Below are 19,015 nucleotides of genomic sequence, written 5' to 3'. Positions count from 1 at the left end.
CAGGTGTGACGCGGCACACATAACGTGACCAGGACCCTGACCGGACCTACGGAGGTAACCGCCTTGTCAACACATCCCGAGACGTCACCGGGCCTGTCCGTATCGGGCCTTGCCGAGCACGAGCTCGGTCGCCGCCGCTTCGTCGGCTACCTCCTGGCGGCAGCCACCGTCACCGGGGCGGCCCAGATCGGGATCGGCCTCGGCACGCCGGCCGCGGCCGTCGTCCCGGGGGTGCCGCAGCCGGCCGACCTCTACGACCTCAACGACCTGCTGACCGATGCCGCCCGTCCCACCGCGAACCTGATCCAGGTCGTCGTCGAGGAAGACGGCACCGCGTCGTTCGAACTGCCCCGCGCCGAGGTCGGCCAGGGCATCACCACCTCCATCGCGATGCTGATCGCCGAGGAGCTCGATCTCCCGCTCGGCAAGGTGCACGTGACCCTGTCGAAGGCGCGTCCGGAGCTGATCTGGAACCAGATGACCGGCGGCTCCAACACCATCCACGCGATGTACACGCCCGTACGCGTCGCCGCCGCCATCGCCCGCAAGGCCCTGCTCGACGCGGCGGCGATCGCGCTCGCCCAGCCCCACGACACGCTCTCCGTCTACGAGGGTGTCATCTCCGCCCCCGGCGGTGCCTCCATCTCCTACGGCGAGCTCGCGACCTCCGCCGCGGCTCTGGTCACGAAGGCCGTCGACGTCGAGCTCAAGCCTAAGTCCGACTTCGCGGTCATCGGCACCCCGCGTCGCCGCAAGGACGCCCTGGACGCGGTGACCGGCAAGAAGCAGTTCGCGATGGACATCGATGTCCCGGACGCGCTGCCGGCCATGGTCTGCCGCGCCCCCGAGCACAACGGCACGGTGAAGTCCGTCCGCAACCAGAAGGACGTCGAGGCGATGCCGGGCGTGACGCACGTCGTCACCATCCCGACCGGTGTGGCCGTACGCGCCAAGACCTTCGGACAGTGCATCAACGCGATCCGCGCCCTCGATGTCGAGTGGAACCCCGGAAGCGTGAGCGGCCGCTCGGACGCGGACGTCCTCGAGGAGCTCCGCGGCATCCAGCGACCGATGGCGGTGCCGAACGTCGAGGAGCTGCTCGGCACGGTGACGGATGCGGTCGGCGGCCTGGCCGGTGGTCTCACCGCGGCCGACGTGAAGACGCTGGACACGGACTACGTCTTCTACACCCGCAGCGGCTCGCCCCTGGAGACCAACTGTGCCGTGGCCGACGTCCGAGCCGACAAGGCCACGATCTGGGCCGGCTCGAAGACCCCGATCGTCGCGGCGGAGAGCATCGCGCTCGAGCTCGGTCTCGCGCCGACGGCGGTGACGTTCAACGTGATGGAGTCCGGTGGTTCCTTCGGCCGCAAGCTCTTCTGGGACGCCGCCCTGGAGGCGGCCCTGATCTCGCAGAAGTGCCAGGCGCCGGTCCGGCTGATGTGGCACCGCGCCGACGAGCCCCGCCAGGGCCGCAACCACCCGATGGCGACCTCCCGGGTGCGTACGGTCTGGGCGGGGGACAACATCCTCTCCGTCGAGCAGCAGCACACCTGCACCGCCACCGACTACCGTCACGGCTTCGGCGAGATCCTGACCTCCTCCGCCATCTCGCTCCCGGCCGGAGTGAGCAACCTGGGCGTGTCCGAGACCATCTTCGTGACCTCCCAGCAGGTGCCGTACGACTTCGGCGTCACCACCCAGGGACTCATGGAGACGACCAGTCGGGCGATCAACTCGGGTGCGGTCCGCAACGTCTACTCACCCGACGTACGCACGGCCCTGGAGCTGACCGTGGACCAGATAGCCAAGAGGATGCGGCTGAGCCCCGTCGAGTTCCGCCTGAAGTACGCCAAGGAGGACCGCCTGCGCCGCGTCATCAAGCAGGTGGCGGCCGCCGGCAGCTGGGGCAGGTCGATGCCGGCCGGCACGGCTCAGGGCATCGCGATCCACCAGGAGTACAAGGGCTACTCGGCCTGCCTGGTCGAGATCGACTGCCGCCCGGAGACCGTCGGCCGGAAGGTCTACCACGGCGTCACCGGCCCCCGGGTCACCAAGGTCACCTTCGCCATCGACTGCGGCGAGGTGATCAACCCCAAGGGAGTCGAGGCGCAGATGCAGGGCGGGATCATGGACGGCATCGCGCTCGCGCTGACCGCCAGCACGCACCTCGAGGACGGCCACTACCTCGAGGCCAGCTGGGACAACTACTTCTACACCCGTCAGTGGAACACCCCACCCGACGTACGCGTCTTCGTGATGGACCCGGTCACCGACATCCCCGGGGGCGCCGGCGAGGCCGGGGTCGCGGCCTCGTTCGCCGCGGTGGCCTGCGCCTATGCCCGGGCGACGGGCACGACGCCCACCTCGTTCCCGATCAACCACCACGACCCGATCGGCTTCGAGGTGAAGTCCTTCGTCCCGCCCGTGCCCGCGTCGCCGACCGACGGCCTCAGCCACACCTACTGAGTAAAGAGGAAGAGCATGCCCAACTACACCTTCAAGCTCAACGGGGAGAAGGTCACGGTCGACGTCGAGGACAGCGAGCGCCTGCTGTGGGTGCTGCGCGACGTGCTCGGCGTGCGTGGCCCCAAGTACGGCTGCGGCATCAACGTCTGCAAGGCCTGCACCTCCCACATCAACGGCAAGGCCTTCAATCCCTGCGCCACCCCGGTCAGCGCGCTCGACGAGGACGACGAGATCACCACCATCGAGGGTCTCGCGGACACCGCCCCGGGCGACGGCCTGCACCCCATGCAGGAGGCCTGGCTCGACGCCGACGTCGCGCAGTGCGGCTACTGTCAGCCCGGCCAGATCATGGCCGCCGTCGCGACCGTCAACAAGGCGCACGCCGAGGGCCGCTCGGTCACCGACGCCGACATCGACCAGATCCGCAACATCTGCCGCTGCGGCACGTACTTCCGGATCCGGGAGGCGATCAAGGCCGGCGCCGCCAAGATGGGCTGATCCCTCACGCGCGATCCCCGTCACGTACGCTCGCGGGGTGGCCACCGTCGGAGTCATCGCCTGCGCCGCAGGCGGTGTGGAGCAACTCTGCGACGAGCTGGTCACCCCGCTGCTGCGCGCCGGCCACCAGGTGCCGGTGACCCTGACGCCCACCGCGTTCAGCTGGCTCCGCGCCAACGGTGAGGCCGACCGGATCGAGGCGTCGACCGGCTTCCCCGTACGCGGACCCAGCCGTCTCCCGTGGGAGCCGCGCGCCCACCCCGCCCAGCTCGACGCCATCGTCGTGGCCCCCGCGACCTTCAACAGCACCGCCAAGATCGCGCTGGGTCTCGCCGACAACCAGGCCCTCACCGTCGTCACCGAGAGCCTCACGACCGTCCCGGTCGTGCTCTTCCCGCTCATCAACGCCGCCCACGCCGAGCACCCCGCCTGGGCCTCCCACATGGCCGCACTCCGCGTCGCCGGCGTTCACCTCATCGAGGGCCCCGACCTCTGGCCCCTCCACCCGCCCCGCCAGCTGCCCCCGGACCAGAAGCTGCCGTGGGGAGCGATCGTCGAGGCCATCGAGCGAGGACTCAGAGGAGACGAACGGCGCGGGTGACGTCGTCGCTCACGACACCCCAGGAAGCGCCGAGCGGTTCCCGTTGGACGAAGGCCGACGACCAGGCGTCGGCTCGCCCGGAGCGTAGCGCTCGGTCGAGAGCTGGTCGGCGGAGACCCATTCCGTCGACCAGTCCGTCGGTGTCGTCATGCGCACGATCTGAGCCCACCAGACGTACTTGCCGAACTGATCGGCCGGCGAGTGTGCCCAGGCCAGAAGGAACACCGGGTCGCCTTCGCTCCCCGGCGAGGGCGACAGGTGCCGCCAGCAGTGCCGTGCCTCCGGGCGGGGCACGATGATCGGTGGCTCAAGGCCGGGTGGCTTCGAGGAACCTGGCGCGCGGGTCATGAATCGATCATACGTTCGATTCATGCAGAGGTGATCGATGGGTAGGGCGCCGGTCTCGCGGGCGAAGAGCCCGGTGCATAGACCGACAACAGCGATCGTTTCGTGGTCAGTCGACGGTGGCCCCCGTGCGCGTCGCCTCCGCGGTGTCCTGTCGGGATGTCCGCTTCGGGAGCTGGGTGTGGGCGATGAGGGCGGCGAGGAGCCCGGCGACGACGGGGACGAGCATCGCCGTGCGGAGACTGGTGAGGTCGGAGAGCCAGCCGATGATCGGTGAGGTGATGAGGAACCCGATCCGCATGAGCCACCCGAGGATCGCGATGCCGGTGCCTTCGGGCAACCCGGAGATGCGGCCGGCGGCGGCAAAAGCGGCGGGCACGAGGGTCGCGCAGCCGAACCCTGCGATGGCGAACCCTGCGAAGGCGAGCGGGTAGACCGGGGAGGTCACGATCAGCAGTGCTCCGCCGCCGATGAGCAGGCCACCGGCCCGGGCGACGCCCTCACGGCCCCACCTGTCGGTCATCGGGTCGCCGAGGAGTCGGCCGATGAACTGGGCACCGAGGGCGACCGTGAGCCCGAGCCCGGCGATGGCGGTCGAAGCGCCGGCATCGCCGAGGAAGAGCACGGCCCAGTTGTTCGCGACGTCCTCGACCAGGGTGCCGCAGATCGCCAGCACGACCAGCGGGAGCAGCAGTCGCCACGCGTGGCGGCGCGCCGACCGGTCTGCTGTTCCGGCAGGGACGCCGTGATGGTCCGCCTCGACCCGGAGCGTGCCGCGGACTTCGGCGGGCACAGCCGCGAGCCGGCACGCGAGCACGGCGACCACGGCCCACACGATGCCGTTGACCAGCATCTGCGTGGACGGGGCGACGTTCGCCGCCGCGGCGGCGGCACCGATCACGCCGCCGGTGGCAGCGCCGACAGACCACAGCGCGTGGAAGGAGTTCATCACCGAGCGTCCCCGCCATTGCTCCGCCACGACACCCTGCACGTTCTGCGCCGCATCCACGACCGAGTCGACAGCTCCCGCGACCACCAGCGCGGCAGCGAACAGCCACACCGAGTGGCTGAACCCGGCCACACCCAGCGCCGCGGCAAGGACGATCGAGCCGTACCCATTGGTTCGCAGCGCGCCGACTCTCCGGATGACCCGGCCACCGAACGCGGCCGCGACAAGCGCCCCGACCGGGAAGGCGATGACCAACAGCCCGAACTGGCTGTTGGTCAACCCGAATGCCGCCTTGATCTCGGGGTAGCGAGGCAGGAGCGCGCTGAACAGGACACCGTTGGTGAAGAACATCAGTGAGACGCCAGTACGAGCACGTCCGGGGGAGGCGGCGGGGAAGGGGAGGAGTTGAGGCACGTCGGCAAGGTAGGTGCTTGAATGATCACGTGCAACGATCACTTCGGCACAAAATGATCATCCGATCTGTCGCCTCCGGGGCCACCGTCAGCGTCGAGGCCCTCTGCGACCTGACCGGCGCCTCGGCCGTCACGATCCGCCGCGACCTCACCGAGCTCGCCGACCAGGGCATGGTGCGCCGTGTGCGTGGCGGCGTCACCCGTGCCGACGCGCGCGGCACGTTGATGCCCTTCGCGGTTCGGTTCGAGACCGATCGGGAGCGCAAAGACGCGCTCGCGGCGGTCGCGGCCGGGCTGGTTGCCGACGGTGAGTCCCTCGTCATCGACAACGGCACCACGTGCTACGCGGTCGCTCGCCATCTGGTGGGTCGCCCGGTCACCGCGCTGGCGCTCTCCCTTCACGCCGCCGCGGCTCTGGCAACGCGTCCCGGCGCGACCGTGATCGTTCCGGGTGGACCGGTCGAGAACGACACCCTCGCCTTCACCAGTCACGCCGCCATGCGCGCCATCAGCGAGACCAACGCCGACGTCGTCATCATCGGAGCTTGTTCGGCACAGCCCGGTTTCGGGCTGACCTCCACCACCTACGAGGACGCGCAGGTCAAACGCGCCTGCCTCGCCGCCGGCGCCCGCCGCGTCTTGATCACCACCGCCGAGAAGCTGACCCGTACGTCGACGTTCCGGTTCGGCGAGTTCGGCGACCTCACCCACCTCGTCACCACCGCCGACGCCGATCCCGACAGGCTCGCACCCTTCCGTGCCGACGGCGTCGAGATCCACCTCGTCGAAACCCCACCTCCGCCTTCGGCTGGGAGCTGACGCCCGAGGCACCTTTGTCGGAGGTCTCCCGAGGATGGGGGGTGACCATGATCTCGGGCTCGAAGTGCTCGGGCAGCGGTTGGAGCCCGATCGGGCGATTCTCCGGTGCCGGGTTGTCGAGCCTGACAGATGGCGTCGTCGCTGTGGATGCCAGGGCGCGGCCAGGGACACGGTGGCCCACGGTGTTGGAGGTCAGCCTCCGCCGATACCGTTGTAACGCCGCCTCCGACGACCCGGAACGCTGACCGACGACGCGCCGCGAGCCGTCAGTCGCCGACGCTGCCGTCGATCATCTCGCGCAGGATGTCCGCGTGGCCCGCGTGCCGGGCGGTCTCCACGATCACGTGCAGGTACATCCACGTCAGCTCCCTGCCCCGCGGTGTGGTGACGGCGTGGTCAAGGCTGTGCTGGGCGGCGATCTCGCGGGAGCGGTCGCACTCTGCCTGGTAGGCGGCGATGACGTCGTCGAGCTTCTCGTTCGGCTCCAGCCGCAGGTCGGCCTCCGGGTCTTCGGCGGTCCACGGCGGCGTGGGCAACTCCGCGGCGGGGATCTGCCCGATCTGCTGGGCGAACCCGCCCAGTTCCACCCACCGCAGGTGTTTGATCAGGCCGCCGAGGCTCGTGCCGGTCGGCACCGGGCTGCGCCGGGCGTCCTCCTCCGACACCCCGCGGGCCTTGCGCACGACGGCGTCGCGCAGATAATCCAGGTACGTCCCGAGCTGTTCGCGCTCGCTGGCGGCGACCACGCTGCCGAGGATCTCACCGGGTCTGGTCATGGCCCGAACGTAGCACGCGGGCCGACCCTCGCACCGGGGCTATTTGGGCTCTTCGCAGTCGCAGATGAGGGTGTAGTCCGGTCGGTGCGTCGGTGGCCGGGCAGGGGTCGAGGTTTCCCGAAGGATGGAGGTGACTATGCCGTCGAGACAGGCGGCATTGCGCCCCCAACTGAAGCCAGCTAGTCAGGCACTTTGTCAGGCACCGTCGAACACTCTTCCGAAGCGATGAAATCGAACCAGCCCCTGATCAGCGTTTCCACTGATCAGGGGCTGGTTTCCGTGGTGGACGATACTGGGTTTGAACCAGTGACCTCTTCCGTGTCAAGGAAGCGCGCTACCGCTGCGCCAATCGTCCGTGGTTATTCAATTTTATCAGGGTGGTGCTTCGAGGTGGGTACGGGATTTGAACCCGTGTACACGGATTTGCAGTCCGTTGCCTCGCCTCTCGGCCAACCCACCGCTGGAGGCATTGCCTCCGGTGGAGACCTACTCCGAGCGGACGACGAGGCTCGAACTCGCGACCTCAACCTTGGCAAGGTTGCGCTCTACCAACTGAGCTACGTCCGCTTGTTGCTTCCGGCCCGGTTTCCCGTGCCCTTGGCGACGAGAAGAACATTAACGGAGCCGCTCCCGGGGGACAAATCGGGGGTCACCTTCGTGTCATTCACCAGCAGCCCCAGGAGTCCCATCGACGGGCATTCCGGGCCCTGACCAGGGACGTCTTAGAGTTGCCGCATGCGCGCGTGGATCGATGGCCAGCTTCTCGACAACCCGGCCGCTCCGGCGGTCTCCATCCGTGACCATGGTCTGGTGGTGGGCGACGGCGTCTTCGAGACGCTCAAGGTGATCGAGGATCAGCCGTTCGCCCTCGACCGCCACCTCGACCGCCTGGAGCGGTCGGCGGCCGGCCTCGGCCTGCCCACCCTGGACCGCGGCGCCATCACGAAGGGCGTCGAGGCCGTGCTCGGGGCAGCCCCGACGGCGTACGGACGACTTCGGATCACCGTCACGGGCGGGCCGGCCCCGTTCGGCTCCGGCCGCGTGGAGGTGGCGCCGACGATCATCATCGGCCTCGAGGACGCCACCCCGAACCCGGACACGACCAAGGTCGTCAGCGTGCCGTGGCGCCGCAACGAGCACGGCGCGACGACCGGCCTCAAGACGACGTCGTACGCCGAGAACGTCATCGCCCTCGCCCAGGCCCGTGAGCACGGGGCGACCGAGGCGATCTTCGCCAACACCGTGGGCGACCTGTGCGAGGGCACCGGGAGCAACGTCTTCTACGTGCTCGACGGGGTGCTGAAGACCCCGACGCTCTCCAGCGGCCCGCTGGCCGGGATCACCCGCGCCCTGGTGCTGGAGTGGTTCGGCGCCGAGGAGACCGACGAGCCGCTGGCCGAGGTCGAGGAGTACGCCACGGAGGTCTTCCTCACCTCCAGCCTGCGCGACGTGCAGGCCGTGACGACGTGGGGCACGCGCACCCTCCCGCACGGCCCGGTGACCCGGGCGGCGCAGGAGGCGTGGCGTACGAACGAGCCGAGCCTTCTCGGCCTCTGAGCCGGGAGGAGAGTCTCAGCCGGTGAAGAGCTGCGCCGCCCGGCGCAGCGTCTCGATGATCCCGTAGGCCAGGGGGATCCCGACCAGGGCCCAGGCGACGACGATCTTGGGGTTCATGCTGCGCTCCTCTCGGTCGTGGACGGATCGGCGGCCGTCGGCTCGTGGAACCGGTCCGGCACCTGGTGGACCAGGAGGTTGGCGATGAAGCCGACCGCCAGGAGCCCGACCATGGTCAGCAGCGCCGGCCGGTAGGCCGCCGCGGTGAGGGTGCCGGGCTCGCCCTGCGCGTCGAGGAAGGCGTTGATGATGAGCGGTCCGGCGATCCCCGCGGCCGACCAGGCGGTCAGCAGGCGACCGTGGATGGCGCCGACCTGGAAGGTGCCGAAGAGGTCACGCAGGTAGGCGGGGACGGTCGCGAAGCCGCCGCCGTAGAAGGACAGGATCACCACGGCGAGCAGGACGAACAGCGCCATCGAGGCGTGTCCGACGGTCGCCAGCAGGAGGTAGAGGACCAGTCCGACCCCGAGATACATCATGTAGATCGGCCGGCGGCCGATGACGTCGGAGGTCGAGGACCAGACGAACCGGCCGCCCATGTTGGCGATCGAGAGCAGCCCGACGAAGCCTCCGGCCGCGACGGCGCTCACGGACGAGGTCCCGTCGGAGCGGAAGAAGTCCTGGATCATCGGCGCGGCCTGCTCCAGGATGCCGATGCCGGCGGTGACGTTGCAGAAGAGCACGATCCAGACGAGCCAGAAGGAGCGGGTGAGGACGGCGTTGCGAGCAGACACGCTCGCGGTGGTGACGAGCTTCTTCTCCTTGACGCTGGCCGGATCCCAGCCGGCGGGCGCCCAGCCCTCCGCGGGGACCCGGACGGTGGCAGCGCCGAAGGACATGAAGACCAGATAGACGACACCGAGGGTGAGGAAGAGCATCATCACCGCGTGGCCGTCGGGGACGGTGGTGGCGTCACCGGTGTAGGAGGGGTCGTAGAGCGACAGGAGCCGGCCGCTCAACGGGCTGGCGATCATCGCGCCACCGCCGAAGCCCATGATCGCCATGCCGGTCGCCAGGCCCGGCCGGTCCGGGAACCACTTGATGAGCGTGGAGACGGGGGAGATGTAGCCGATCCCGAGCCCGATGCCGCCGATGAAGCCGTAGCCGAGGTAGACCAGCCACAGCTGGCCGGTCCCGATGCCGAGGGCGCCGATGAAGAAGCCGGACGCCCAGAAGACCGCGGCCGCGGTCATCGCCGCCCGCGGCCCGTTGCGGTCAACCCAGGTGCCCATCACCGCGGCGGAGAGGCCGAGCATCACGATCGCGATCGAGAAGATCACGCCGATCGCGGTCTGGCTCGAGTCGAAGTGCTCGACCAGGGCGGTCTTGTAGACGCTGGTGGCGTACACCTGGCCGATGCAGAGATGGACCGCGAGAGCGGCGGGCGGGATGAGCCAACGGCTGAAGCCGGGACCGGCCACCGTCCGCTCGCGAGAAAGGAAAACTGGCAGCACTGTGACCTCCGAGATGGTGAGGGTGACGCACATCACTACCACAGTTGATGTGGCAACGGCCAGCAAAAACACGAGCCCTTCCTCCCCAGGATTCCGGGAAGGAAGGGCTCGTGAAACGAAAGAGCAGGCGGGCGGAGTGCCTACTCAGCGTCGAAGGAGCTGCCCAGCAGGTCCGCGATCAGACCGTCGAGATCCATGTGCTGACCCTCGGAGCCGACCGGGACCGCGGCGAAGGACTTGCCGAGGAACGTCTGCACCTCGCTGGAGTCGGCGGTCGCGATCAGGCGGCCGTCGGGGGAGCTGAAGTCGAAGACGGCCACCGCCTTGGCGTCCTCGTCGATGCTCGGGTAGATCTTCACGTCGCCCTCGCCGGCCGGGGCCGAGAGGCCCTGCAGCATCAGGGTGCGGGAGACGACCCACTCGACGTCACCGCCACCGGAGTGGAAGGTCAGGCTCACTGCGTACGGGTCGTTCTCGCGGTAGCCGAGGGTGGTCGGCACCTCCACCGTTCGACCCCAGGGGTCGAGGCACGAGATCTTGATGTCCTGCTGCACTGCCGGGTGCTTGATGTCGCTCATTCGTCCGCTCCTTCTTGGTGGTCTTGCCAAGGAGACGGAGCGGTGAACGGGTGATGATGCCGTTTCTACAAACTTTCTGAACTGATTCGGGGAGACCCCGATCACACCCGCGCGAGCGCGGCTTCCAGACGGGCGACGGGGGAGCTGAGGTTGTAGGTCGCGGCCAGCTCGTGAAGCCGGTCCGGGTCGGCAGGAGCGCTCGGCAGCGCGGTCCCGCTGCGGTCCAGGTCCAGGCCGCGCGCCACCGCAACGACCTTCGGAGCCACGGCCAGATACGGGACCGCGTCGATGAACTTCTGCCGCTGCGCCTTGGTCAGCGAGGTGGTCGGGTCGGCGACGGCGGCGACGATCCCGTCCAGGTCCCCGTACTGCTCGAGCAGCTTGGCCGCGGTCTTCTCGCCGACGCCCTTCACGCCCGGAAGCCCGTCGGAGGTGTCTCCGCGCATGGTGGCGAAGTCGGCGTACTGCGCGGCGGTGATGCCGTACTTGGCCAGCACCCACTTCTCGTCCACCAGATCCGGGTCGCCCACACCCCGCGTCGGATAGAGGATGCGTACGCCGGCGGCGTCGTCGACGAGCTGGAAGAGGTCACGGTCGCCGGTGACGACGTCGACCGGCATCCCCGCGCCGGTGGCGAGGGTGCCGATCACGTCGTCCGCCTCGTAGCCGTCCGCGCCGATCACGCGGATCCCGGCCGCGGCGAGCACCTCACGGATGATCGGCACCTGCACCTGGAGCGGGTCGGGCACCTCCTCCACGTCGGGCGCGGTCTCGAGCTCCTCGACCACCCGGTGGGCCTTGTAGGACGGGATCAGGTCCACCCGCCACTGCGGCCGCCAGTCGTTGTCCCAGCAGCACACCAGGTCGGTGGGGGAGTAGTCGTTGACCAGCCGGGAGATGAACTCCAGCAGGCCGCGGACGGCGTTGACTGGGGTGCCGTCCTCGGCCTTGATCTCGGGCACACCGAAGTAGGCCCGGAAGTAGAGCGACGCGGTGTCCAGCAGGAGCATTCGAGGTTCAGCCACGAGTGCAGCCTAGTGAATCGCCCGCGTCGTGTCGGTCGGGTCGGACGAGAGTCGCTGGGCGAGCCAGATCGGCGCGACCGAGACCACGATCATGACGACGGCCACCACGTTGACGATCGGCGCCTGACCGGGGCGGAACAGGTTGGTCAGGATCCACACCGGCAGCGTGGTCACCCCCGGGCCGGCCGCGAACGTCGTCACGATGATCTCGTCGAAGCTGAGCGCGAACGCCAGCAGCCCGCCGGCCAGCAGCGCCGAGCGCAGCTGCGGGAGCGTGACCAGCCGGAACGTGGTCCACATGCCAGCCCCGAGGTCGGCGGAGGCCTCCTCGAGGTTGCCGCCCATCCGCCGCAGCCGTGCCTGCACGTTGTTGAAGACGGTCACGATGCAGAACGTCGCGTGGGCCACCACGAGCGTGAAGAACCCCAGGCGTACGCCGAGGATCGACGAGAACGCGTTGGACAGCGCGATCCCGGTGACGATGCCGGGCAGGGCGATCGGGAGCACGACCAGCAGGTTGACGGTGTCCTTGCCGAAGAAGGAGTAGCGCTGCATCGCCAGGCCGAGCAGGGTGCCGAGGACGAGCGCCATCACCGTCGCGCACGCCGCGACCGTCAGCGAGGTGAGGATCGCGTCGTGGGCGCCCGGGTTGACCGCCGCCCGCTGCCACCACTGGGTGGTGAAGCCGCTGGGCGGCCAGGTCAGCGCCTGGGAGGTGTTGAACGAGTTGACCACGACCAGGGCCAGCGGCGCGTAGAGCACCACGAGCACCAGGCCGGTCACCGCGGCGAGCAGGCGTCGGGTCGATCGCGAGATGGTCATAGGTTCTCCAGAGCTCCGGTGCGGCGTACCAACGCCAGGTAGATCATGATCACGACGATCGGGATCAGCGCGATCGCGGCGGCCAGCGGCAGGTTCGACCCCGAGTTGATGTAGACGAGGTTGCCGAGCATCTGGTTGGCGCCGCCGACGATGTTGACCGTGATGTAGTCGCCCATGGTCAGCGAGAACGAGAAGATCGACCCCGCCACCAGCCCCGGGACCACCAGCGGCAGCACCACGGTCCGGAACGTCAGCGCCGGTCGGGCACCGAGGTCTCCGGCGGCGTCGAGCAGCGAGTCCGGGACACGTTCGTAGGCCGCGTAGACCGGCAGGATGACGTACGGAAGCCAGATGTACGCCTGGGTGAGCACGATCGCGGTGAAGCCGAATCCCGGCGAGCCGAGACCGACCAGGCCGCCGGCCCAGTCCAGCAGGCCGCCGTGGGACAGCAGCGAGCGCCAGGCGAGCGCCTTGACGAGGTAGGACGCCCACAACGGCATCAGGAACGCGATCACCAGCAGGTGACGGGAGCGCCGGGAGGCGATCTTGGCCATGTAGAAACCGACCGGCAGCGCGATCGCGCAGTCGATCAGCGTCACCAGCAGCGCCACGCCGAGGGTGCGCAGCGTGACGGTCCGGTAGAGCGCCTCGCCGGTGATCTCGCGGATGTTGTCGAGGGTGAAGGTGCGCTCGAGCTCGTTGGTGAAGGAGTCGATCGTCCAGAAGGCCGTCACCAGCAGCGCGGCGAGGGCGACGACGTAGACGAGCACGAGCCAGGTCAGGGGAGCGGCCAGCAGGAGGCCGAGACGGATGCCCGGCCTCCTGCTGAGCGTGCTGCTGATGGAGCTCAAGGTCACCCCTTGATCTCTGCCCAGGCCTTGGTCCAGTCCTGGTAGTCGGTGCACTTCACGTCGGTCCGGCCGTCCAGGCACTTCTCGATCGGGGTGTTCCAGAACCAGATCTTCTCGGCGTACTTCTCGTCGCCGGCGTGGAAGGTCTCGCAGTGGCCCTCGGAGGCGAACTCGCAGGCCTTGTCGGAGTTGGGGGCCTCGCCGAAGTACTCCGTCGCCTGGGCGTTGACCTCCGGGTCGGAGATGTGGTCGAGCCAGGCGTAGGCGCAGTTGGGCGACTTCGCCTTCGAGGAGATCATCCAGGTGTCGTTCCACCCGGTGGCGCCCTCGGAGGGCAGGATCGCCTCGACCGAGGCCTTCTTCGGGTCGATCAGGTTGGCGATCACCTGCCAGGTGGTGCCGACCACGGTGTCGCCGGTCTCGAAGGAGGCCTGCGTCTTGGTGTAGTCGGACCAGTACTCACCCACGGAGGCGCGCTGCGCCTTCAGCAGGTCGACGGCCGCGGCCAGCTGCTTCTCGTCGAGCGAGTAGGGGTTCTCGATGCCCAGGTCGGGCTGGTGGGCCATCAGGTAGACCGCGGCGTCGGCGATGTAGATCGGCGAGTCGTACGCGGTGACCTTGCCCTTGTGCTCGGGTGCGTCCTCGAAGACCGCCTTCCACGAGGTCGGGGCGGGGCTGACGTCCTCGGTGTTGTACATCAGCAGGTTCGCGCCGTAGCCGTGCGGGATGCCGTAGTTCTTCCCGTCCACGGTGTTCCACTCGCGGTCCTTGAGGAAGTCGTAGATGCCCTCGTAGTTGGGGATCAGGTCGGTGTTGACCTCGGCCGCCTCGCCTGCCGCGATCATGCGCAGGGTGAGGTCACCGGAGGCGGCCACGACGTCGTACTCGCCCGACTTGGCCAGGTTGAAAGCCTCGTCGGAGGTGCCGTAGACCTTCGCGGTGACCTGACAGCCGGTCTCCTTCTCGAAGCTCGAGACCCAGTCGACCTCGGGGTCGGTCGAGCCGTCCTCGACGTAGCCGGGCCAGGCCAGGATCGAGACCTCACCCTCGTTCTTGCCGAGCTTCTCGACCGCTCCGGTCGAGGAGTCGCCGCTGTCGCTGCCGCAGGCGCTCAGCGTGATCAGGGACAGTGCCGCGATCGCTCCGCCAAGGGTGCGGCTGGTGGCGGATCTGGTTGGGATGGTGCGCATGATCAAACCTCTCTGGTGGTTCTCGCTCATCGGTGTTGCACGGCACGGGACGAATCGGTGCCCAGGGGGACCAGGTCGCCCGGCGACCAGGAGGCGACCACGCGGTCGCCCCGAGACTCTGGTTCGGCGGCATCCGGGTGCAGGGCGCCACGGCTCTGCTCGAGGGCGACCAGCCTGGTGCCGTCCTCGAGCTCGATGTGGACGCGATGACCGGTGCCGATGTAGATCGACTCGGTGATCACCCCGGTGGCGGTCATCGCGCCGACCGGGGCGGTCGCGGTCGCAGGGGAGAGCAGAATCTTCTCGGGCCGCAGCGCGAAGGCGCCCTCCATCTTCAGCACCCGCTTGGCCACCTCCTCGTCGAAGACGTTGGAGGTGCCGACGAAGTCGGCGACATACGGGGAGGTCGGCCGCTCGTAGATCTCCTTCGGGGTGCCCAGCTGCACGATGTGGCCGCTGTCGAAGACCGCGATCCGGTCGCTGAGGGTGAGTGCCTCCTCCTGGTCGTGGGTGACGAAGACGAAGGTGATCCCCAGCTCGCGCTGGATCTGCTTGAGCTCGACCTGCATCTGCTCGCGGAGCTTGAGGTCGAGCGCGCCGAGCGGCTCGTCGAGGAGCAGCACCTTGGGACGTACGACGATGGAGCGGGCCAGCGCCACCCGCTGCCGCTGCCCGCCGGAGAGCTCGGTCGGCTTCCGGGTCGCGACGTGGTCGAGGCGGACCATCGCCAGCGCCTCCCGTGCCCGCGAGCTCCGCTCGGACCTCGGGACACCCCGCACCCGCAGGCCGTACGCGACGTTCTCCAGCACGTTGAAGTGTGGGAACAGGGCGTAGTCCTGGAAGACCGTGGTGACGTCGCGGTCGAACGGGGCCAGCGCGGTGACGTCCTCGCCGCCGAGGCGGATCGTGCCGGCGTCGGCACGCTCGAAGCCCGCGATCAGACGCAGCACCGTCGTCTTCCCGGACCCGGAGGGCCCGAGCATCGAGAAGAACTCGCCGTCGCCGATCGTCAGGTCGAGAGCGTCGACGGCCGTCACGTCGCCGTAGGCCTTGGACACGGCTTCGAGCTGGATCTGCGGGGATTCGGTCGGTCGCATTCGTGAATCATATGGAACCAGATCTTAGATTTTAAAGACCTTCTGCGTAAGTTCTTCGTAAACCCACTCGAAGGAGGAGCCCGATCGTGGCCAACCCCCGCGCGATCAGCTCGCGCGCCCGGTCGGCGATCTTCGCGCCGATCGGCGACGAAGGCAGAGCCGTACGTGTCGAGAACCGGCTGGCGGAGGCGATCCGCTCCGGTGTGCTCGCCGACGGCGACCGCCTCCCGAGCGAGCTCGAGCTCGCCCAGATGCTGGGAGTCGCGACGGTGACCGCCCGGGAGGCCCTGGTCTCCCTGCGAGCGCAGGGCCTGGTGGTGACGACGCGGGGCCGCGGCGGCGGCTCGTTCGTACGCGCTCCCGAGCCCGGCGACATCGTCAAGGGGAGGCTCGCCACCATGTCACGGGTGGAGCTGCGCGACCGAGCGAGCCTCTATCTGGTGGTGCTGACCGGGTGCGCCGAGCTCGCCGCCGAACGGGCGGCCCCGGACGAGGTCGAGGACCTCCGGGACCTGCTGATCCCCCTGGAGGAGGACGACGTCGGCAGGTGGCGGGACGCGGAGAGCGAGCTCTACCTCTCCGTGGCGGCGCTGACCCAGTCGGCGCGGCTCACCCGGGAGGTGGTGCGTCAGGAGGCCGACTTCGGTACGTTGCTGCGAGTGCCGCTCAGCGAGCCGGACTTCCGCCAGGCAGCCGGCGAGCGGCATCGGGCACTGGTCGCCGCACTGGGGTCGGGCGACGCTGCCGCGGCCCGCGCGAGCGTACGCGACCACGTGAGCCACGCCGTCGAACGTCTGACCGAGATCCATGAGGGGGTACGCCAGTGAACGTCGATGTCTCCACCGACTGCGCCGCCCGGATCGAGCACCACTTCGGCGCCATCCTCACCGAGCTCGAGCGGATGCGCGCCTCGGTCGCAGCGCTCTTCGACGACGGTCCTGTCACCACCGACCGGCTGAGCGCGCATATCGAGGCCGACACCCTGGCGTTCCTCCAGGACCCCACGCTGCTGGGCAGCGGTTTCGTCGCCGCACCCGACGCGCTCAGCGACCGGCGCCTCTACCTGGCCTGGTGGCAGGGCGCGGGCCGCGACTTCCTCGGCGAGGCGGAGGTGCCGGCGACAGGTGAGGCCATCGACTACACCCGCCAGCCGTGGTTCCGCACCCCGGAGCGCACCGGGAAGCTCAACATCGCCGGACCCTACGTCGATTTCATCTGCGCCGACGAGTACGTGATGACCACGACGCTCCCGGTCTACGCCGGCGGCCGGATGGCCGGTGTCGCGGGTGCCGACACCTCGGTCGAGACCCTGGAGACGATGCTGCTGCCGGGTCTGCGCGAGCTCGGCGCGACGTTGGTCAACGCGCACGGCCGGGTGGTCGTCTCCGCCGACCCGCACCGGGCGACCGGCGAGATGATCGGCGTCCCCGCCGAGGGCGGCGCGGAGCGACTGCTGTCCGTGGTGCGGCTCGCTGATGCCGACGGTCGCGAGCAGCTCGAGTCGCTTGCCGGCTGGCCCGCCTGAGGCAGCAAATCTTTCGACATCAACTACTTTTTTGGACGTTGCGGCGGAGATATTGCTGTTGTGGGTACGCTGTCGCCGTGACTGCACCTGAGATCGAGGCCACCGACCGTAAAATCCTCCAGCTCCTCGCGGAGGACGGTCGGATGTCCTACACCGACCTGGGCAAGGCGACCGGCCTGTCGACCTCGGCTGTGCATCAGCGCGTCAAGCGGCTCGAGCAGCGCGGCCTCATCACCGGCTACGGCGCCACCGTCAACTACGCCGCGATCGGCGTGCCGCTGACCGCGTTCGTCGCGGTCCAGCCGATGGACCCCTCCCAGCCCGACGACTGCCCCGAGCGCGTCGCCGACCTCAACGAGGTCGAGGCCTGCTGGTCGATCGCCGGCGTCGAGTCCTACATGCTCAAGGTGCGGGTGGCCACGCCCGAGGCGCTCGAGGAGCTGCTCGGCCGGATCCGCTCGGTCGCCAACGTGTCCACCCGGACCACCATCGCGATGTACACCTACTACGAGAACCGCCCGACCCTGACTCACTGATTCCGTCAGGGCCGGGCGGGCCCGGTCACTCCGCGTGGGTGCGCCACCACTCCTGGCCCGACTCGGGCAGGGTGTGGATCGGGTCGTAGTACTCGTAGGTCCGGGTCAGCGCCTCGGGGTCGGAGGCCTCGATCGAGGTGCGGTAGTTCTTGGTCCAGTAGGAGATGCCGCGCTCGGTGTCGTAGTCGGCCACCTGGTGGACCCAGCGCTTGCCGACGAACGGTACGTCGCACACGATGCGCGGGGTGGCGAACCCGGGCAGGTAGCCCATCAGGTCGTGCTGCATCCGCTGCGCGTCGGCGACCGAGACCCGCCAGTGCTCGCTGAACGGGATCATGTCGCACATGTAGAAGTAGTAGGGCATGATCTGCGCGCCGTCGAGGAGGCGGAAGCAGAGGTCGAGCAGGCTGTGGGTGTCGGCGTTCACGCCGGCGAGCAGCACGCCCTGGTTGCGTACGTCCCGAACACCTGCCGCCATCAGTGCCTTGGCCGCCTCGGCGACCAGGGGCGTGACCGAGTTGGCGTGGTTGGCGTGGGTGTGGACGGCCAGTGAGACGCCACGCTCGCGGGCGATGGTGGTGACCCGGTTCATCCCCTCCAGGAGCGGCTCCTGCAGCCAGTGCTGGGGGAGGCCGATCAGGCCCTTGGTGGCCAGCCGGATGTCGCGGATGTTGTCGATCTCCATCAGCTTGGTGAGGAAGTCCTCCAGCCGCGGCCAGGGCAGGTTGGCGACGTCGCCGCCGGAGACGACCACGTCGCGCACCTGCGGGGTGTTGCGCAGGTAGTCGAGCATGGCCTCGTGGCGGTCGACCGGCTTGCCGGTCAGCTTGAGCTTGTCGATGACCGGGGTCGAGTTGCCGACCAGGTCCATCCGGGTGCAGTGCCCGCAGTACTGCGGGCAGGTGGAGAGCAGCTCGGCGAGCACCTTGGTCGGGTAGCGGTGGGTCAGCCCCTCGGCCACCCACATGTCGTGCTCGTGCAGCGAGTCGCGGCTCGCCTGCGGGTGGGAGGGCCAGTCGGTGCGGCGGTCGGAGAAGACCGGGATCATGTAGTGGCGGATCGGGTCGGCGTAGAACGCATCGGTGAACTCGCCGGGATCGGTCGTCGAGCTCGTCGAGACCACCATGGTGTTCATCATCTGCGGCGGCACCAGCATCGACATGGTCGCGCGCTCGGCCATGTCCTTCTCGAGGTCGGCGTAGAACCGCTCCTCGAGAAGATCGCCCATCAGGGCGCGCAGCTGGCGCACGTTCTTGATGCAGTTGACGCGCTGCCACTGCACGTCGCGCCACTGCTCCTCGGTCACGTCGGCCCACCCCGGGAACCGGGTCCAGTCGGGCTCGACCAGCTCGACACGCTGGTAGGCGTAGGGCTGTCCGTCTCGGGTAGTGGGCTCGATGGTTGCCGTCATGTTCTCCACCATAGCGGGAGATCCTCCGGTGTTCGCAAGCCT

Annotated in this window: 20 protein-coding genes, 3 tRNA genes and 1 pseudogene; 9 read left to right on the top strand and 15 right to left on the bottom strand. The window is 68.8% G+C overall.

Going from position 1 to position 19,015, the window contains the following annotated elements:
- The first annotated feature begins 63 nt into the window (after positions 1–63).
- From UG56_RS03845 to UG56_RS03835, 3 genes are read left to right on the top strand one after another with little or no spacing between them, the layout of a single operon-like run.
- Complete coding sequence (locus tag UG56_RS03845; RefSeq protein ID WP_045547584.1) at positions 64–2,469, top strand: molybdopterin cofactor-binding domain-containing protein; 2,406 nt, start codon at positions 64–66, stop codon at positions 2,467–2,469.
- A 15-nt stretch (positions 2,470–2,484) separates the two neighbouring features.
- A complete protein-coding gene (locus tag UG56_RS03840; protein WP_045547583.1) occupies positions 2,485–2,967 on the top strand; it encodes a (2Fe-2S)-binding protein in 483 nt (160 codons plus the stop codon).
- A gap of 37 nt (positions 2,968–3,004) precedes the next feature.
- Positions 3,005–3,568 (top strand): flavoprotein, encoded by a 564-nt coding sequence (locus UG56_RS03835; protein ID WP_177191415.1) that lies wholly within the window; start codon positions 3,005–3,007, stop codon positions 3,566–3,568.
- 9 nt (positions 3,569–3,577) lie between these two features.
- Here UG56_RS03835 and UG56_RS27795 read toward each other — a convergent pair whose 3' ends face one another.
- Both UG56_RS27795 and UG56_RS03825 read right to left on the bottom strand, forming a co-directional pair.
- Complete coding sequence (locus UG56_RS27795; RefSeq protein ID WP_143054895.1) at positions 3,578–3,916, bottom strand: hypothetical protein; 339 nt, start codon at positions 3,914–3,916, stop codon at positions 3,578–3,580.
- A 106-nt stretch (positions 3,917–4,022) separates the two neighbouring features.
- The gene (locus UG56_RS03825; RefSeq protein ID WP_052693261.1) at positions 4,023–5,213 is read right to left on the bottom strand and encodes an MFS transporter; all 1,191 of its coding nucleotides are present in this window, start codon (positions 5,211–5,213) and stop codon (positions 4,023–4,025) included.
- A 116-nt stretch (positions 5,214–5,329) separates the two neighbouring features.
- Here UG56_RS03825 and UG56_RS03820 point away from each other — a divergent pair, with 116 nt between their 5' ends.
- Both UG56_RS03820 and UG56_RS27440 read left to right on the top strand, forming a co-directional pair.
- Positions 5,330–6,094 (top strand): DeoR/GlpR family DNA-binding transcription regulator, encoded by a 765-nt coding sequence (locus tag UG56_RS03820; protein WP_371264373.1) that lies wholly within the window; start codon positions 5,330–5,332, stop codon positions 6,092–6,094.
- Between the two features lie 34 nt (positions 6,095–6,128).
- A pseudogene (locus tag UG56_RS27440) lies at positions 6,129–6,309 on the top strand (ISL3 family transposase); the annotation flags it as partial.
- 51 nt (positions 6,310–6,360) lie between these two features.
- On the opposite strand, the gene UG56_RS03815 reads toward UG56_RS27440, so the two are convergent.
- The 4 genes from UG56_RS03815 to UG56_RS03800 form a co-directional block, all read right to left on the bottom strand.
- Positions 6,361–6,870 (bottom strand): DinB family protein, encoded by a 510-nt coding sequence (locus UG56_RS03815; RefSeq protein ID WP_052693258.1) that lies wholly within the window; start codon positions 6,868–6,870, stop codon positions 6,361–6,363.
- Between the two features lie 280 nt (positions 6,871–7,150).
- Positions 7,151–7,225: transfer RNA gene (locus UG56_RS03810), tRNA-Val, on the bottom strand.
- A 33-nt stretch (positions 7,226–7,258) separates the two neighbouring features.
- Positions 7,259–7,329 (bottom strand) — tRNA-Cys (locus tag UG56_RS03805).
- A 35-nt stretch (positions 7,330–7,364) separates the two neighbouring features.
- Positions 7,365–7,437: transfer RNA gene (locus UG56_RS03800), tRNA-Gly, on the bottom strand.
- 168 nt (positions 7,438–7,605) lie between these two features.
- Here UG56_RS03800 and UG56_RS03795 point away from each other — a divergent pair.
- Positions 7,606–8,427 (top strand): aminotransferase class IV, encoded by an 822-nt coding sequence (locus UG56_RS03795; protein ID WP_045547579.1) that lies wholly within the window; start codon positions 7,606–7,608, stop codon positions 8,425–8,427.
- A 15-nt stretch (positions 8,428–8,442) separates the two neighbouring features.
- Here the strand turns inward: UG56_RS03795 and UG56_RS29190 are convergent, their stop codons facing one another.
- From UG56_RS29190 to UG56_RS03760, 8 genes are all read right to left on the bottom strand, one after another.
- Complete coding sequence (locus UG56_RS29190; protein WP_442756957.1) at positions 8,443–8,544, bottom strand: MFS transporter small subunit; 102 nt, start codon at positions 8,542–8,544, stop codon at positions 8,443–8,445.
- A complete protein-coding gene (locus UG56_RS03790; RefSeq protein WP_143054894.1) occupies positions 8,541–9,938 on the bottom strand; it encodes an OFA family MFS transporter in 1,398 nt (465 codons plus the stop codon). Before UG56_RS03790 ends, UG56_RS29190 begins: the two co-directional genes overlap by 4 nt.
- A 140-nt stretch (positions 9,939–10,078) precedes the next feature.
- Entirely contained in the window at positions 10,079–10,516 is a 438-nt protein-coding gene (locus UG56_RS03785) for an SsgA family sporulation/cell division regulator (protein WP_045547577.1), read from the bottom strand.
- Positions 10,517–10,617: 101 nt separating this feature from the next.
- Positions 10,618–11,526 (bottom strand): 5'-3' exonuclease, encoded by a 909-nt coding sequence (locus UG56_RS03780; RefSeq protein WP_045547576.1) that lies wholly within the window; start codon positions 11,524–11,526, stop codon positions 10,618–10,620.
- A gap of 24 nt (positions 11,527–11,550) precedes the next feature.
- On the bottom strand, positions 11,551–12,363 hold the full coding sequence (locus UG56_RS03775; RefSeq protein WP_045547575.1) for an ABC transporter permease: 813 nt from the start codon (positions 12,361–12,363) through the stop codon (positions 11,551–11,553).
- Positions 12,360–13,220: an ABC transporter permease gene (locus UG56_RS03770; protein WP_045547574.1), complete on the bottom strand. Its 861-nt coding sequence runs from the start codon at positions 13,218–13,220 to the stop codon at positions 12,360–12,362. The genes UG56_RS03775 and UG56_RS03770 overlap by 4 nt, the downstream gene beginning before the upstream one ends.
- Positions 13,217–14,404, bottom strand: a complete 1,188-nt coding sequence (locus tag UG56_RS03765) for an ABC transporter substrate-binding protein (protein ID WP_045547597.1) — start codon at positions 14,402–14,404, stop codon at positions 13,217–13,219. The genes UG56_RS03770 and UG56_RS03765 overlap by 4 nt, the downstream gene beginning before the upstream one ends.
- 26 nt (positions 14,405–14,430) lie before the next feature.
- On the bottom strand, positions 14,431–15,501 hold the full coding sequence (locus UG56_RS03760) for an ABC transporter ATP-binding protein (RefSeq protein ID WP_045547573.1): 1,071 nt from the start codon (positions 15,499–15,501) through the stop codon (positions 14,431–14,433).
- Between the two features lie 86 nt (positions 15,502–15,587).
- Here UG56_RS03760 and UG56_RS03755 point away from each other — a divergent pair, with 86 nt between their 5' ends.
- From UG56_RS03755 to UG56_RS03745, 3 genes are all read left to right on the top strand, one after another.
- Complete coding sequence (locus tag UG56_RS03755; protein WP_084100456.1) at positions 15,588–16,328, top strand: FadR/GntR family transcriptional regulator; 741 nt, start codon at positions 15,588–15,590, stop codon at positions 16,326–16,328.
- Entirely contained in the window at positions 16,325–17,026 is a 702-nt protein-coding gene (locus UG56_RS03750) for a cache domain-containing protein (RefSeq protein WP_045547572.1), read from the top strand. The genes UG56_RS03755 and UG56_RS03750 overlap by 4 nt, the downstream gene beginning before the upstream one ends.
- Before the next feature lie 77 nt (positions 17,027–17,103).
- The gene (locus UG56_RS03745; protein WP_256206415.1) at positions 17,104–17,562 is read left to right on the top strand and encodes an Lrp/AsnC family transcriptional regulator; all 459 of its coding nucleotides are present in this window, start codon (positions 17,104–17,106) and stop codon (positions 17,560–17,562) included.
- Positions 17,563–17,587: 25 nt separating this feature from the next.
- On the opposite strand, the gene UG56_RS03740 is transcribed toward UG56_RS03745, so the two are convergent.
- A complete protein-coding gene (locus UG56_RS03740) occupies positions 17,588–18,973 on the bottom strand; it encodes a KamA family radical SAM protein (protein ID WP_256206414.1) in 1,386 nt (461 codons plus the stop codon).
- Positions 18,974–19,015: the final 42 nt, after the last annotated feature.

The organism is Nocardioides luteus (assembly GCF_000960475.2).
GTDB classification, from domain to species: Bacteria; Actinomycetota; Actinomycetes; order Propionibacteriales; family Nocardioidaceae; genus Nocardioides; species Nocardioides luteus_A.
Note: the sequence above shows the minus strand (reverse complement) of the source record. Positions and strands in the feature narration are given on the sequence as shown.

Coding starts and splice junctions, on each gene's coding strand:
- UG56_RS03765 (WP_045547597.1), bottom strand. CDS start 14,404: ATGCGCACCATCCCAACCAGATCCGCCACCAGCCGCACCCTTGGCGGA.
- UG56_RS03825 (WP_052693261.1), bottom strand. CDS start 5,213: ATGTTCTTCACCAACGGTGTCCTGTTCAGCGCGCTCCTGCCTCGCTAC.
- UG56_RS03820 (WP_371264373.1), top strand. CDS start 5,330: ATGATCATCCGATCTGTCGCCTCCGGGGCCACCGTCAGCGTCGAGGCC.
- UG56_RS03775 (WP_045547575.1), bottom strand. CDS start 12,363: ATGACCATCTCGCGATCGACCCGACGCCTGCTCGCCGCGGTGACCGGC.
- UG56_RS03840 (WP_045547583.1), top strand. CDS start 2,485: ATGCCCAACTACACCTTCAAGCTCAACGGGGAGAAGGTCACGGTCGAC.
- UG56_RS03795 (WP_045547579.1), top strand. CDS start 7,606: ATGCGCGCGTGGATCGATGGCCAGCTTCTCGACAACCCGGCCGCTCCG.
- UG56_RS03740 (WP_256206414.1), bottom strand. CDS start 18,973: ATGACGGCAACCATCGAGCCCACTACCCGAGACGGACAGCCCTACGCC.
- UG56_RS03780 (WP_045547576.1), bottom strand. CDS start 11,526: ATGCTCCTGCTGGACACCGCGTCGCTCTACTTCCGGGCCTACTTCGGT.
- UG56_RS03815 (WP_052693258.1), bottom strand. CDS start 6,870: ATGACCAGACCCGGTGAGATCCTCGGCAGCGTGGTCGCCGCCAGCGAG.
- UG56_RS27795 (WP_143054895.1), bottom strand. CDS start 3,916: ATGACCCGCGCGCCAGGTTCCTCGAAGCCACCCGGCCTTGAGCCACCG.
- UG56_RS03760 (WP_045547573.1), bottom strand. CDS start 15,501: ATGCGACCGACCGAATCCCCGCAGATCCAGCTCGAAGCCGTGTCCAAG.
- UG56_RS29190 (WP_442756957.1), bottom strand. CDS start 8,544: ATGAACCCCAAGATCGTCGTCGCCTGGGCCCTGGTCGGGATCCCCCTG.
- UG56_RS03785 (WP_045547577.1), bottom strand. CDS start 10,516: ATGAGCGACATCAAGCACCCGGCAGTGCAGCAGGACATCAAGATCTCG.